This is a genomic window from Marinobacter sp. G5_S1_61_S3 (genome assembly GCF_054968585.1).
Window position 1 is genome coordinate 139,929 of the sequence record NZ_JBQKUK010000007.1, and the last position, 13,476, is coordinate 153,404.

General features: G+C 57.1%; 11 protein-coding genes. 3 read left to right on the plus strand and 8 right to left on the minus strand.

The window, feature by feature from the left end:
* Positions 1–26 precede the first annotated feature (26 nt).
* The 8 genes from ACTRWH_RS08740 to ACTRWH_RS08775 form a co-directional block, all read right to left on the minus strand.
* Positions 27–1,745 carry a bifunctional protein-serine/threonine kinase/phosphatase gene (locus tag ACTRWH_RS08740; protein WP_085679615.1) on the minus strand — a complete coding sequence of 573 codons (1,719 nt, stop codon included), beginning with the start codon at positions 1,743–1,745 and terminating at the stop codon, positions 27–29.
* Positions 1,746–1,752: 7 nt separating this feature from the next.
* Positions 1,753–2,595, minus strand: coding sequence for a formate/nitrite transporter family protein (locus tag ACTRWH_RS08745; RefSeq protein WP_085679618.1), 843 nt, complete (start codon positions 2,593–2,595; stop codon positions 1,753–1,755).
* Between the two features lie 361 nt (positions 2,596–2,956).
* A complete protein-coding gene (locus ACTRWH_RS08750) occupies positions 2,957–4,840 on the minus strand; it encodes an N-acyl-D-amino-acid deacylase family protein (protein WP_085679621.1) in 1,884 nt (627 codons plus the stop codon).
* Between the two features lie 51 nt (positions 4,841–4,891).
* Positions 4,892–5,110: a hypothetical protein gene (locus tag ACTRWH_RS08755; protein WP_126811866.1), complete on the minus strand. Its 219-nt coding sequence runs from the start codon at positions 5,108–5,110 to the stop codon at positions 4,892–4,894.
* Positions 5,111–5,209: 99 nt separating this feature from the next.
* Positions 5,210–5,668, minus strand: coding sequence for a DUF4112 domain-containing protein (locus tag ACTRWH_RS08760; RefSeq protein WP_085679624.1), 459 nt, complete (start codon positions 5,666–5,668; stop codon positions 5,210–5,212).
* A gap of 4 nt (positions 5,669–5,672) precedes the next feature.
* Positions 5,673–6,380, minus strand: coding sequence for a DUF3581 family protein (locus tag ACTRWH_RS08765; RefSeq protein ID WP_036209399.1), 708 nt, complete (start codon positions 6,378–6,380; stop codon positions 5,673–5,675).
* Between the two features lie 165 nt (positions 6,381–6,545).
* Complete coding sequence (locus ACTRWH_RS08770; RefSeq protein ID WP_075197016.1) at positions 6,546–6,830, minus strand: Rdx family protein; 285 nt, start codon at positions 6,828–6,830, stop codon at positions 6,546–6,548.
* Between the two features lie 35 nt (positions 6,831–6,865).
* Positions 6,866–10,558: a DUF1631 family protein gene (locus ACTRWH_RS08775; protein WP_462826297.1), complete on the minus strand. Its 3,693-nt coding sequence runs from the start codon at positions 10,556–10,558 to the stop codon at positions 6,866–6,868.
* Between the two features lie 214 nt (positions 10,559–10,772).
* Between ACTRWH_RS08775 and ACTRWH_RS08780 the strand changes: the two genes are divergently transcribed.
* The 3 genes from ACTRWH_RS08780 (at position 10,773) to ACTRWH_RS08790 (ending at position 13,465) form a co-directional block, all read left to right on the plus strand.
* Positions 10,773–11,558: a substrate-binding periplasmic protein gene (locus ACTRWH_RS08780; protein WP_075197018.1), complete on the plus strand. Its 786-nt coding sequence runs from the start codon at positions 10,773–10,775 to the stop codon at positions 11,556–11,558.
* A gap of 104 nt (positions 11,559–11,662) precedes the next feature.
* Entirely contained in the window at positions 11,663–12,385 is a 723-nt protein-coding gene (locus tag ACTRWH_RS08785; RefSeq protein WP_036209409.1) for a hypothetical protein, read from the plus strand.
* A gap of 12 nt (positions 12,386–12,397) precedes the next feature.
* Positions 12,398–13,465 carry a peptidoglycan -binding protein gene (locus tag ACTRWH_RS08790; RefSeq protein ID WP_041334182.1) on the plus strand — a complete coding sequence of 356 codons (1,068 nt, stop codon included), beginning with the start codon at positions 12,398–12,400 and terminating at the stop codon, positions 13,463–13,465.
* The last annotated feature ends 11 nt before the right edge of the window (positions 13,466–13,476 follow it).

A 13,476-nucleotide genomic window follows, 5' to 3' on the forward strand; every position in this document is an offset into this window, starting at 1 on the left:
TGGTTGCGTTGGCAACCGGTTGTGTCTCATTGGCTGAGCAAGTAGATCACAATACCGGCAAGCAGGGCCGAGATGCCTTGCCAGAAGGCAACGGGATTGCGTTCCAGCAGTGGTGGTCGGCTTTTGTTGAGGTAATCCTGGTTGGGGTGCCTCAGGTCGAATGTGAATTCCGAGAGTTCCTGGTACCGCTTGTCCGGGTTTGGGTGTACCGCCTTTTTGATGGTCGCATCAATCCAGGCTGGAATTTCCCGATCATCATCCAGAACGGAGGCGTAGTTAAGTCTGCGCATGGCAGAGGCGGTACGGGATTTGGCCACCTGGGTGCCGTAGGGAAATCTGCCGGACAGCATGTGATAGGTGAGGACACCCAGTGAGTAAAGATCTGCGCAGGTGGTGCCGGTTTCGCCCATGAAGTATTCCGGCGCCATGTAGAGTGCGGTTCCGGGTATCTCGTTGGGTTCCAGAATGGTGGCTTCTGCGATGCCGGCCACCCGGGCGGATCCGAAATCGATGATTTTTACCGTGCCGTTGGTGTCGATCATGATGTTATCGGGCCGGATATCCTGGTGCAGTATTTCCATGCGGTGTAACGCATAGAGCCCGCGGGCTACCTGCGCCACGATACCTCGCACGGTTTCCAGGTCTGGCTTGGGGTTGTCGATTAGCCATTGTTTGAGGGTCTGCCCCTCGATGTATTCCGTCACCGTGTAGAGGTAATTGCGCTGCCGGTCCTGAATGCCGGCCTTGAGAACGTGGGCACTGTTCACGCGCCGTGCGATCCACTCCTCCATCAGGAAGCGCTCAAGGTATCCCGGGTCGCCTCTCAGGTCGATGGAAGGGATCTTCAGGATGACCTGTGTGTCCGCTTCAGTGTCCAGCGCCAGATACACATGGCTGCGGCTAGTAGCGTGTAATTCCCGGAGTATGGTGTAGCCGTCAAAGGCCTGCCGTGCTTCCAGTATTGGTGGAAAAGGCAGTGCTTCCACCTGCCGGGATAGTTCTGCGGTTTTCCGATCCGGCAACTGGTCCACGCGAATAATCTGCACGCTGAGGTTGTCGTCACTACCGCTGTCATAGGCGCCTTCGACCACCGCTTTCGCAGCGGCGTCCAGGTCTGATGAGTATTGGCTGATGATGTTTATAAACTGTTGCGCACTGGCATGTTCGTATACACCATCGGTGGCGAGGATAAAAATGTCCCCTTCCTGCAGCGGCAATGACTGGTGATCAATTTCCAGCAGTGAGTCCACCCCCAGTGCCCGGCTCAGGTAGTTCTCCTCTTGGGAAACCCACAGCCGGTGATCGTTGGTGAGCTGTTCCAGGGCATGTGCCCGCAGTCGGTAAATCCGGGTATCACCGACATGAAACAGATACGCGGTGGAAGCCTTTATGACCAGAGTGCTCAGAGTACAGACATAACCTTTGTCTTTTTCGTATCGGTACGGGCCATTGCGGGTCTGCGCATGCAGCCACGAATTGGTGGCAGTCAGAACTCGCTCGGCAGATTTACGCACCGACCAGGCCTCTGACGTGCAGAAATAGTCGTCAAGGAAGCTTTTGACGGCAGTTTCGCTGGCGATGTGGCTGACGTCGCTGCTGCTGATTCCGTCGGCCATGGCGAAGGCCATGCCTTTCATCCCGAGGCGTGGCTCGGCGGGCATGGTGCAGCCGTGGAAATCCTGGTTGGATGGTTTACGGCCTCTGTCGGAGTGCTGTCCCACAGAGACCTTCAGGTGATTGCTCACGGGACAATCAGGCAGGTACGCGATCAGCGCTGGCGGTTTTAGTGGCCTTGCGTTTGGCACCGGTGCGGATGTGCGTGGTGTACAGGGTCAGGCCGGTAAAGGCGAGGCCGCCAACGAGGTTGCCCAGCACTGTGGGGATTTCGTTCCAGATCAGGTAGTCCATCACTGAGAAACCGCCGCCGACAATGATGCCAAACGGGAACAGGAACATGTTCACAACGGAATGTTCGAAACCCATAAAGAAGAACAGCATGATTGGCATCCACATAGCCAGCACCTTGCCGCCGACATTGGTCGAGATCATGGCGCCGACCACACCCATGGAGACCATCCAGTTACACAGCATGCCGCGGATAAAGATGGTAAACCAGCCGGCTGCGCCGTATTCCGCATAACCGAGAGTACGGGCTTCACCAACGCCGGCAATTTTTTCGGCGACGGCTCCAGGCTCCGTGTTAAAACCGTAGGTGAAGATAAACGCCATCATGAAAGCGACCGTCAGCGCACCGGCGAAGTTGCCGACAAAGACCAGTCCCCAGTTTCTGAGAATGGCGTTGGGGGACACGCCGGGACGCCTATCCAGAAGGGCCAGCGGAGTTAACATGAAGACCCCGGTAAGAAGGTCGAATCCCATCAGGTACAGCATGCAAAAACCGACGGGGAAGAGCACGGCTCCGAGCAGGAAGCTGCCGCTCTGCACCGCAACGGTTATCGCAAAAACGGCGGCCAGAGCAAGAATAGCGCCAGCCATGAACGCGCGTATCAGCGTATCTCGGGTCGACATGTGAACCTTGGATTCACCCGCGTCTACCATCTTGGTGACGAACTCTGACGGAACTAGATAGGACATTCTTGATTACCTCATTCAACGGTGATTATTCCCGGGCATAAAAAAACGGCGTCCACACGCAACCCGAGTGTCAGGTTCGTGAGGACGCCGTTGTCCAGATAGTGTTCGATCTTCTGGGAACTTTGAGGGCCCAGTGTTTGCTGGTTAATGTCGTCCAGTCCTACGCAAGACCCATGCCTGAATCTTCCGTGGGAACAAAAGCCGTTTAAAATTATTAAGGTAGGGGTGGTGGCTTTGATGAACCGGTAGCCGGGCAACGGGGCAAGAGCCCTGGATTGAACCCAACGTGATTCAAATTAGTGCGAATAGAGCGCGTTTGCCCCGAAACGGAACCCGTTCTGAAATAGCCCTTGAACAAGTGTCAGAAGGTGGTGTCCAGTACGGTTCCCATTTTTTGCTGGCCCAGTGCATTGTCGAACGACGTTCCGTGCCAGGCTGGATGGCCTGCAATCATGACCAGGGACACCACACCATCGGTGCGGTTAACGAGTTGCTCGTGCTGAAATGCCTCCCGGTACTGACGTTGCACCGTATTGTTGTGGTTCATGCGGCGCAGGGCTGACGGGTCTACCAGGATAAGGTCGGCCTGATCGCCCACTTCGATGCCGCCCCCTTTGACGCCAAACACACGAGCGGGGTCTCGGGTGAGACGGCGTACCATATACGCTACATCTATATCGCCGCCGTCAGAGGCCAGTTTCAGGGCTCTGAGGTTGCCGTCGTAAAAGGCCATGTTGGTGAGATGGGCACCACTGTCATTGAAGCCCGGCAGCAGTTGCCGATCCATCAGCAGGTTGCGGACAACGCGTTCGTTCCGATTCGCGGACACGGTATACCAGCTCAGATCACGGTCGAACGCCCGCAGCATCGCCAGCACGAAATCGCCTTCGTCCTTCACCCCAGAGAAGTGGTCTTTCAGCAGGGCCCGTTCCGCATCGCTGCCTTCGAGTGGTTTTCCTGCGTTGGCGGCATTCACCCGAGCGAAGACATCGGCAAAGGTATGGCCTTGCCATTCTCTCAGGGGGCATACGTCGATGGTCATGTCCGCCAGGGTACGGTTGAAGGCGTAGTCCTCCAGGCGTACCAGCCGTTTGAGGCGCTTGAGGCCAAAACCGGTTTTGCCGCTCATCCACATGGCTTTGAACGACGCGATGTAGGCTGGATCGTTGAGGATTTTCAGCCGGCCTTCACGGTCCTCCAGTTCGGTCTCATTGAGAATACGCAGTTCCTCAATCTCCTCGGAGAGCGGCGTTACGGCGCCGTCGGACCATACCTTGAAGGGGGCGGCCAGGGCCTGCAGGTGGAAGTCACCCCGCAAAAGTCGGGAATTGAGAACCCGGGCCAGCAATCTCGCCAGCCGCACGATCTTGCGGTTGCTTTGCACATCCAGGGCAGCCACCACCGTTGTTCTGAGTGGTTTGCCGTGGAGTAGGCCACAACTGAGCAGAAAAGTCTTGATGGTGCCCATGGTGCTGTCTTTCGGTGGCGTGGCCTGCCAGACACCGCCCTTGCGCCGTACCACGTCCGTCAGCCGTTTGATTTCCGGGTATTTGGCGAACTGCGTGGGTATGGTCTTGCGGGTATTGGGCTGGTTGGCCAGGTAATGGAACGGCAGGGCATCGGTGGAGAATCCGGCATAGCCGTCATCCATGGCCTGCTCCAACAATGCCTCCATGGCCTTGAGTTCGTCTTCCGTGGGGTCGCGGGAAATGCTGGCGTCAAACCCCATGACCTCAATCCGCAACATTGAGTGCGGCACCATGGTGACCAGATTCGGGCCCAGGCTAAGTCTGTTCAGATGCTGGATGTATTCCTTCGGGTTCTTCCAGTCCACTCGATCGGCGGTCGCCCGCAGGACGTCCTTGGGAATGTTCTCCACTCGGGCGTAACAGTCCACAATCGGGTCTGCACCGTCCTTGCGCTGTGCGCCAAACGCCAGCCCCAGGCTACAGTTGGCAATGACAACCGTGGTGGTGCCATGGCGCACGGATTCGGGCAGGCCAGGGGCAACCTCCAGCTCCAGGTCGTAGTGGGTATGAATGTCAAACAACCCTGGCATGGCCCAGCGTTCAGTGGCATCGATGACCTTGTGCGCTTTTTGCGGATCAAGGTCCGGCCCTCGTGCTGCGACCCTGCCATCTGCGATGGCGATGTCTTCGCGGACCGGTAATTCGCCAATACCGTCGAAGACCTTGGCACCCTGGATCAGATAGTCCCAGACTGTATCGGGTGTGGTATCGCTCATGCGTGCCTCATGGTTTGTTGTTATGGTTCTCCCTAGAAGCCAGACGGGGTGCTAGGGCCTGATCTCGGTGGTGCTACCGGCCGGATTGGCGGGCTCATCCTTGGCTATAACATAGATGGCGCCGAGCACGATGGCCAGGGCTGCGATCAGAACGCCGGCGGCGCCGATAATCATTTTGGGCCTGGAGCTCTGAAGGCTCCCGCATTCCGGGCATTTAGGCGTTTCGGTGGGAAGGCTGGCTCCGCAGTTGGAGCATTGGGTCTTTGCCATGTTGTCTGTCCTCTTGGTGATGACGGGTCACAGGCATAGGGTGACATGTACCGAGTTAAGGCCAGAAAGCATTAGGGATAAATCCGTAGTGACCCTGAGTCAGAGCGCAAACACCGCCACAAGGGCGGTGAATACTGCCAGGGTGCCCACGATCACCAGGAATTGCATCCAGGGGAACCGCGGCTTTTGCTGAACGTTCAGTTCGGATTCCAGGTGTTCCCTGAGCAGTTGGGTATTCCGGACATTGGCCTTCCAGGCGAAGTCGAAGACGTCGCCAATGACCGGAACAAGGCCGCCGAAAAAGTCGATCAGCATGTTCCTGGCCATTTGCTGTTTGACCCGGGGGCTGGCTCCGGCACGGTGCGCTTCCAGGAGTACGTAGCAGGACATGAGCAGCCCGGTCAGGTCGCCGAGTACCGGAACAAGGCCGATGATGGGTTCCAGCCCGATCCGAAAGCGCGTGAAGGGTATGCCAATAGCGTTATCGGCCATCTGACTGAATCGGTTCAGGCGGGCCAGAGCTGCCTGTTTCTCTTCCTGGCTTACGGGCGTTGACATCCCATCAATCCCAGGATTTTTCCTTGAGCCGATAGAACTCCTCGACCACGGCATCCATGGCACCGGCGTCATAGTCACGAAGGCCACTGACCACAAGCTTTTTGGAAACCTCGCCGGCAACGTTGCCGTCTGAAATCAGCCGGTAGTCCAGTGAGACATTGCCACGCTTTCCGTCCGGCTTCAGCTCCGCGTTATGGAGTTCAAGGTCGGGGCTTGGCGCATCAAGCGTATCCAGGGCCAGGCTCATGCTTTGATACATGATCATTGGCCGGTCCGGATTGAACATCACGCCAGCATTTTCCATCAGCGGTTTGAGCGTATGGGGGAAGTTCTTGCCGGACGCGGCCACGTAGCAGCGAGTGAAGTTCTCAATCACGGTGTCATCGTGAGTCCGCTCACCACTGCGTTCCACCTCGATGTAGACCTTGTCATTCTGATCGTAGACGCGGATCAGGCCGTCGTCGTCCTCGCGGAAGTCCAGTGGAACATTTTCGCCGAGCAGGCTGCGAAAATGGAAGGTCATCTGTCGGGACAGGCCGAAGTGTGACAATAACAGGGCAAACAACAGGTCTCCGGGAACACAGAAACGCCGGGCATCCGGATTGTGGATCGGATTAAAATCACCGGCCACTTCCTTGGCAAATCGACTGGCCTGGGTCGCGCTGATCAGTACGAGTCCGTTCTGGGTGGCGTGGTAGCGTTCAAGAAACATGCGTTACCTTTTCGTTTTCGCAAATAGAGATGCCATGATAGTGGCCTGAAACGTCCTTTGCAGCAAGACACTACGAAACCAATGTCTAAGGCCTGGACGTAAATAAATGGTTTCGCTATGTCGCCCGGCGATGATGGCGGCCGGTTTGCATGTACACCAGAGTGCTCAGGCTGTGGGTACCCCGTCGGTATGGCCGAGTGATCGATCGGGCGAGACTTCATTTCGAACCAGTTGCTTCAGTTCCCGGATGTCGGGGAAGCCTTGCTGTTCCTTACGTGACCAGATGCGTTTGCCATTGACGTGAATTTCAAAAATTCCGCCTGTGCCCGGTATCAGGGTCAGTTCGTTCAGCTCCTCTTCAAAGGTGCTCAACAGTTCCTGGGCCATCCAGGCGGATCGAAGCATCCACTTGCAGCCCGTACAGTACGTGATTCTTACGCTGTTTGGCATGGGTGGTCTCCCGTTGATTCGGTGATTGTGGTGTTTCAGGCTTTTGCGGTGGCCCCCAGACTATCCATCCGCCGGGGTTTTGCAATACAGAATCCCTGCCCGAAATCTACCTGGATCTCTTTAAGCAGCTCCAATGTCTCCATATCTTCCACATATTCGGCGATGGTTTTCATGTCGAGGAAATGACACAACTCGGTGATGGATCGAACCAATGCGTAGTTGGTCAGGTTACTGGCCATGTCACGGACGAATATGCCGTCCACCTTGACGTAGTCCACCGGTAGTTTTTGCAGGTAGGCGTAGGAGGACAGGCCGGTTCCGAAGTCGTCCAGTGCAAACCGGCACCCAAGCCGCTTCATCTCGGTCATGAAATCGGCGGCGTAATGCAGGTTGGCAACGGCGGACGTCTCGGTGACTTCGAAACAGATCTGATGGGTGAGGGCGTTGTGCTGCTTCATCCTCGTTTCCAGGGCGAACAGAAAGGCGTCGTCACTCAATGATGCGCCGGAGAGGTTGATGTTGAACGTATGGATGCTCTCCATGGCGCCTGGGTGTCCTTCCATCCAGTCTATTGCTTCGTCAATCACCCAAAGGTCAACACGGGAACTCCGGCGGAACTGTTCCGCGGCCTCAATGTAACTTTGTGGGGAAATTTCCTGGCCGGAGGAGTTCTGAAGGCCTAGCAGCAGTTCGTACATGTCACCGTTGCTGCCATCAGTCAGGGGAAGGATCCGCTGTGCTCTCAGGTACAGGCTGCCATCGCGTATGCTGCGGTCAATTTCGGGTACCCACTGGGGGCCCGAGGTGGGCACTTGCTGGGATTGGTCCCGAACCAGTTCAACGCTGTTTCCGCCTTTCTTCTTGGCGGATTTGAGCGCCAGGTTGGCCTGGTTCATCAGTTCGCCGGCAGAGCGTAGGGTGTCTTCGAAAGGGCACACGCTCGCACTCAGGGTGGCGGAGAATTCGGTGTCGTCAACGGTATGTGACTCGGTTCGAAAGGCGTCACGCAGCCGTTCGGAGAAATCCAGTCCTTCCTCCACCGGCATCTTTTGGGCCAGCAGTGCGAATTCGTTACCTCCCAGTCGACCGATGCAGTGATCGCCGGAGTGTCCCGAAGCCTGATCCTGAAGCAGGGAGGCAAACCGTTTCAGGAGCTCGTCGCCGACGCCGGTGCCATAGGTGGCATTGATCACACTGAATTCGTCGATGTCGAACACCATCAGGGTATGACTACCGGGTTTGCCGTCCATTACGGACAGGGCCTGGGCCAACTGCTTCTCGAAATCATGCCGGTGAAGACATCCCGTGAGGGCGTCGTGAGTGGCTTCGAAGTTGAGCTTGCTGTAGACCCCCTGAACGATGTCGAACAGGCTCTGGTCGACAAAGGGAATGTCTCCCTGCTTGACGAGCCACGCGTCACCGCGGGCCAGTCTCGACACGAATTCGGAATATTGATAACTCACCTCACCCAGTCCCTGGGGCGAAAGGAACACAAAGCGAAAGACATCCTTGCCGCCCCAGACCAGTCGCATGCGACGTTTTTCACCATTGTCGAGGACAATCTCAACCCAATCGCCCACGCCAATTTCCTGGGCACGCCGGGCCCAGCGGGTGTCAACTGACTCTGTAGAGGCCTCCGCTTCCTCCAGCTGGCAGGAACCCGGGGGATAGGCGTCGAGAGTTACTGTTTCGGTCGATACCTGCTGATGCAATTCCCGGGTCAGCCTCGCCACCACATCGCGAACTGGAGACACTTCGCCAACCGTACGTAGTTCCCTGTCGATAAGCTGGATCAACGCGTCGCTTTCCAGTTCCCGCTCAAATGCGAGATCCTTGCTGGTTTCTCCGCCCGATAGCCAGAGGCGGATCTGCTCAACGATGTTAATGAAACTTGTGGCGGTTTGGCTCTCAGCGCCTTCCCGCAATACCGCCAGTACGATCAACTGCTCCCAGCCTGCGTTCAAAAGATCAAGCAGTACTGTTGGCACGGCTTTATCCGCCAGGATCATGTTCAGGCGTCGCTGCACGCCGAGCCGCGTCTGCCGCAGGCGCTCCTTGCCTTCCAGGGTCTTGGCGATACGTTCGGAGTTCCTCAGGAACGATTGTTCCTGGCGTTCTACCAGGCCCTGCAACCGGGTACCGATGGACCTGTAAAACGCTTCATCCCGTTCTTCCGTCTGGATGAGTTCATCGATAATCCCCGTCACCGTCTGTTCCAGGTTGCGGCTTGAACTCCGCTCGGCCAGGCAGAGGCGCATAAGATCGTTGACGATGGTCCTGGCCGGGTGGTTGTCGCGGTCCAGAAATTCAGAGGTATCGAGCAGGACCTCCAGAACCGGAAGTCTCAACTGTTCAAGCTGTTCCCTCAGCGTTCTGTTCAGCCCCTGTTCATGCTCCAGTGGGGCGAACAGACGATCCACGAGGGTGACTTTGTCCCACGTACCGTCATCAAGTGCCTGTTCCAGGTCCGGATTGGAAGATGCCAGATTTCGAATGGCCTCCTCCATGCTGGGGCCCGGCTCGCCCAGCACCTTGCGCAGATCGTCTCTGTGCGGTCGCAGTTCGGCGGTAAACTGTGGGTTGGTGCGTGGCCAGGTATCCCGCAGGTTACCCGGATCCTGTTGCAGGCTCATCAGTCGCAGTAACGAACGCCCAGGGGCAGAGGCGGGTGCCGCGGAATCTACCACCGATGCTTCAGGGTGGGGCGTCTCCGTTGGTGCTTCCCGGGCCTTATTGGATTCCCTCAGTGACCAGTTGGAAGGCAAGCTGGTCAGATCGAGCGCCAGCAGGCCCGCTGCACGAAGGTCGCGGTTCAGCGACTCTGCGGCTCGGGGCCAGAGGTCATCCAGCACGGTCTCGAAAGCAAGGTAGAGCGTGCCGCGATGCTGTCGGGCAATACCGAGTCGATCAATGGCGAATTGCAGACAGGTGCACAGTGACAGTGGTGAAAGAGGGTTGCTGCGGTCGCTGATATCGCAGGAAAAAAGCTGGTTGAGCAACTGGCTGAGCACGAACAGCGTATTGGTGTGTTTGCTGGCGAGCTCGGATGCCACCATTTGGAGTTCCAGCCAGTCCTCAAAAACATGCTGCTCCACGACCCTGAGTTCGCCGTTTTGGCTGTCGTTGTCCTTACTCGGGTTGAGCTGGTGGTCGAACGCTTGGAACTGCAGCGTAAAATCCCGGTATATCTGCTCCCCCCGACTGTTGAAGATAAAGCGCATGTCCTTCAGACGGGTGATCTCACGCACTTCCGCCGCTTGTTCAAGGTCGTCCCCGATACCCTCGCAGGCGTGGTCGATGAAGTCGGCTACCAGGGTGCCCAGCAGGCGCCGGGTGTGTTTTTGGTAGGTATCTCGCAACGACGGCAAGCTGGCGGAGGGTGGGGTGAGCTGATCAGGAATCCTTTGTGGCAAGCGTCGCAGATATTCAATGGTTTCCGCGTCGTGGGGATCACTGGTCATCCGCACACTGTCCCCAGCGGCAGCTTGTAGACCACCACTCACACGCGTGGGGTGATTGCCGTCAAACAGAAATAGTTCGGCGGGAGTGTGGTCCGACCCATTCAGGTGTTGTATCAGACCAGGCGAAGTGAGGTTCGCCAGTGTCAGTTGGGCGCCGTCGTCGCCGGACGAGGCCGCGACCAGTTCACATCCACAAGGAATAAAACCGCGAACAACGATGAGAGCGTTTTGACGGAGGCCGGTGATACGGGTCTGGCTTTCTGTCATAAACGGGGTCCCTGGGCAGGCCGGCTGCCAACAATTCCATAAACATGCATTCAGATTTTACACTTCTTCACACCTCACGGTAGACCAGTTTCAGCGGAAAATCTGTTTATTCCGATGGATAAGGTATTGACGGGTGTATTGGCATTATTGCTCAAAGTGACTAGCCTAAACTACCAATACCCCTACCCCTACCCATTGCGACGAGGACAAAAGCATGCCAGCCAAACCAGGCCCAGAAATGACCGGCCCGTTGAAGTTCATTAGACCGGTCTTGCAAGGCCTCCTTATGCTGGCGGTGGTGTCGTCGGCCGTTGCTGACGAGAAGCTGTATATCTTCACCGAGAACTACCCACCCTATAACGCGTCAACCACGGGGCAGGGCTTCGCCCATAATGAAGACGATATCACCGGTATCTGTACCGATATGGTTAAAACCATGATGGAGCGGGTGGACTACGAATACGTCATGAAGATGCGGGACTGGAGCCGTGCCTACGAATGGGTCCAGGGGCGGGAGAACCATGCTCTGTTCTGCACCGCCAGAACCGAGGAGCGGGAAGACGAGTTTCAGTGGGTCGGCCCGCTGGCGTCGATCAAGTGGACCCTGTTTGCCGCGCCCGATTCCAACATCCAGTTGGAGTCCCTCGAAGGTGCCCGGCAGTACAAGATTGCCGGGTACAAGGGTGACGTCATGTCGGACTATCTGGTGAGTGAGGGGTTTGATCTGGTCATGAATGTGTCCGGTGAGCAGAATCCTCGACGTTTGGTGCTGGGCCAGGCCGACCTTTGGGTGACAGATGGTCTCGTGGGGCCTCTGGTGGCGGAGGAAGAGCACGACATCACTGGCCTGAAACCGGTTCTCGTTTTCCGTGAGACGCCGATGTACCTGGCGGTCAGCAACGAAACGGCCCCGGCCATTGTGGAGGACCTTCAGGCAGCGCTTGATGAAGCGCGAGACAGCGGAGCCCTGGACAGTATCGCTCAACGCTACGAGCCTTGAGCGGTGGTAACAAATCCTTAACGCAACCAGTGGGGTTGTGGACAGCAGTAATGGCAAGCTTGTGCTAGCTTTTAACGTGTTTCCCGACGAATGCGGTGGCGTTAATGAGCAATCCCAAGCATACCCTTTTCTGGATGACGCTGTTCCTGGTGGTCGTTGTGGTGGTTTGTGCATTGATCCACAAACCATTGCAGGCCGCGTTTATGGCGAACTGGGTGTTCAACCTGTTAATTGTTTGTGTGCTGCTGGTTGGCATTGCCATCACCTATCGCCAGGTGTTTGTGCTGTTTCCGGAATTGCGCTGGATTGCGCAGTTCCGCACCGGCAACGCCGGGCTCTCCGTATTGCAGGAACCCCGTCTTCTGAAGCCGCTGGCGCGACAGTTGGATGACGACTCCAAGCGTGACCGCTTCTCGTTGTCCACCATGTCGTTGCGTACGGTGCTGGATGGCATCCACAGCCGCATGGACGAACAGCGCGAAATCACCCGCTATTTCATCAGTCTTCTCATTTTCCTGGGATTGCTGGGCACCTTCTGGGGCCTGCTTGGAACCATCAATTCCGTAGGTGCCGTCATTGTAAACCTGGACATGAGTCAGGAAGACTTCGGCAAGGTGTTTGCGGGCCTGCAGTCTGGGCTGCTGGAACCCCTGGAAGGCATGGGAACGGCGTTCAGCTCGTCGCTGCTGGGGCTTGGTGGCTCCTTGGTCCTGGGTTTTCTGGATATCCAGGCGGGCCACGCCCAGAACCGGTTTTACGACGGCCTGGAGGAATGGCTGACTGGTGTAACCAACCTCGTGGACCGGGTTGACGATGATCCGCGATAGCAGGCCAGCCCCATGATCGGTTCCCGGCGTCGAACCCGCAGCAGCATCAACGTATGGCCCGGATACGTCGATGCGTTGTCGGCACTGCTGATGTTGATCATCTTCATGCTGCTGATTTACGTGGTCAGCCAGCTGTACCTGTCGCAAACCCTCTCGGATCGGGATTCGGAACTGGCCAGGCTCAATAGCCGCTTGCAGGAAATTTCCCGGTTGCTTGGTCTTGAGCAGGAAGAGACCGCCGCCCTGGAAAACGAGATGGCTGCGGTCCAGAACCGCTTCAGCGAAAGCCTCGCGCTGAACGATACACTTCGTGAGGAGCTGGAGGAGGAGAAGGCCCGGCGGTTGGAGCAACAATACAATGCCGAGGCCCAGGCCCTGCGGGTTGAAGATCTTGGCAAGGCCGTCGCCAGGGCGGAGTCGGAGTTGGAGGATGAAGAGCAACTGACGGCTTCCCAGCGCGCAATCATCCAGCAGCTTTCGAACCAGATTGCGGCGCTGCAGGATCAGCTCGGCCGCATCACCGCTGCGTTGCGTTTACAGGAGGACCTCACCGCCGAGAAGGAAGCCGAACTTGAAGAGGTGGGAAAGCGCCTGAATACATTGCTTGCCGAACGAGTCAATGAACTGGAACGCTATCAGTCGGAGTTCTTCGCCAGGCTGCGGGATATTCTGCAGGATAACGAGAACATCCGCATTGTCGGCGATCGCTTCCTGTTACCTTCGGAATTGCTGTTTGCCTCCGGCTCCGCCAGCCTTGGGCAGGAGGGTCAACAGGAGCTGGACAAGCTGGCAGAAGTGCTGCTGGACGTGGTGGACGCCATTCCCGAGGATATCGACTGGATTCTGCGCATCGACGGCCACACCGACCGGATTCCCATCAATACCGAAGCGTTTCCCTCGAACTGGGAACTCTCCACGGCCAGGGCAGTCGCCGTCGTGCGCTACCTCGCCTCTGCAGGCGTTCCACAGAACCGCATGGTAGCTGCCGGTTTCGGGGAATTTTTCCCGGTTGCTTCGGGCGGTTCTGCCGAGGCGCTGCGACAGAACCGACGTATCGAGATCAAGCTGACAGACCGTTAAACGCTAGAGGC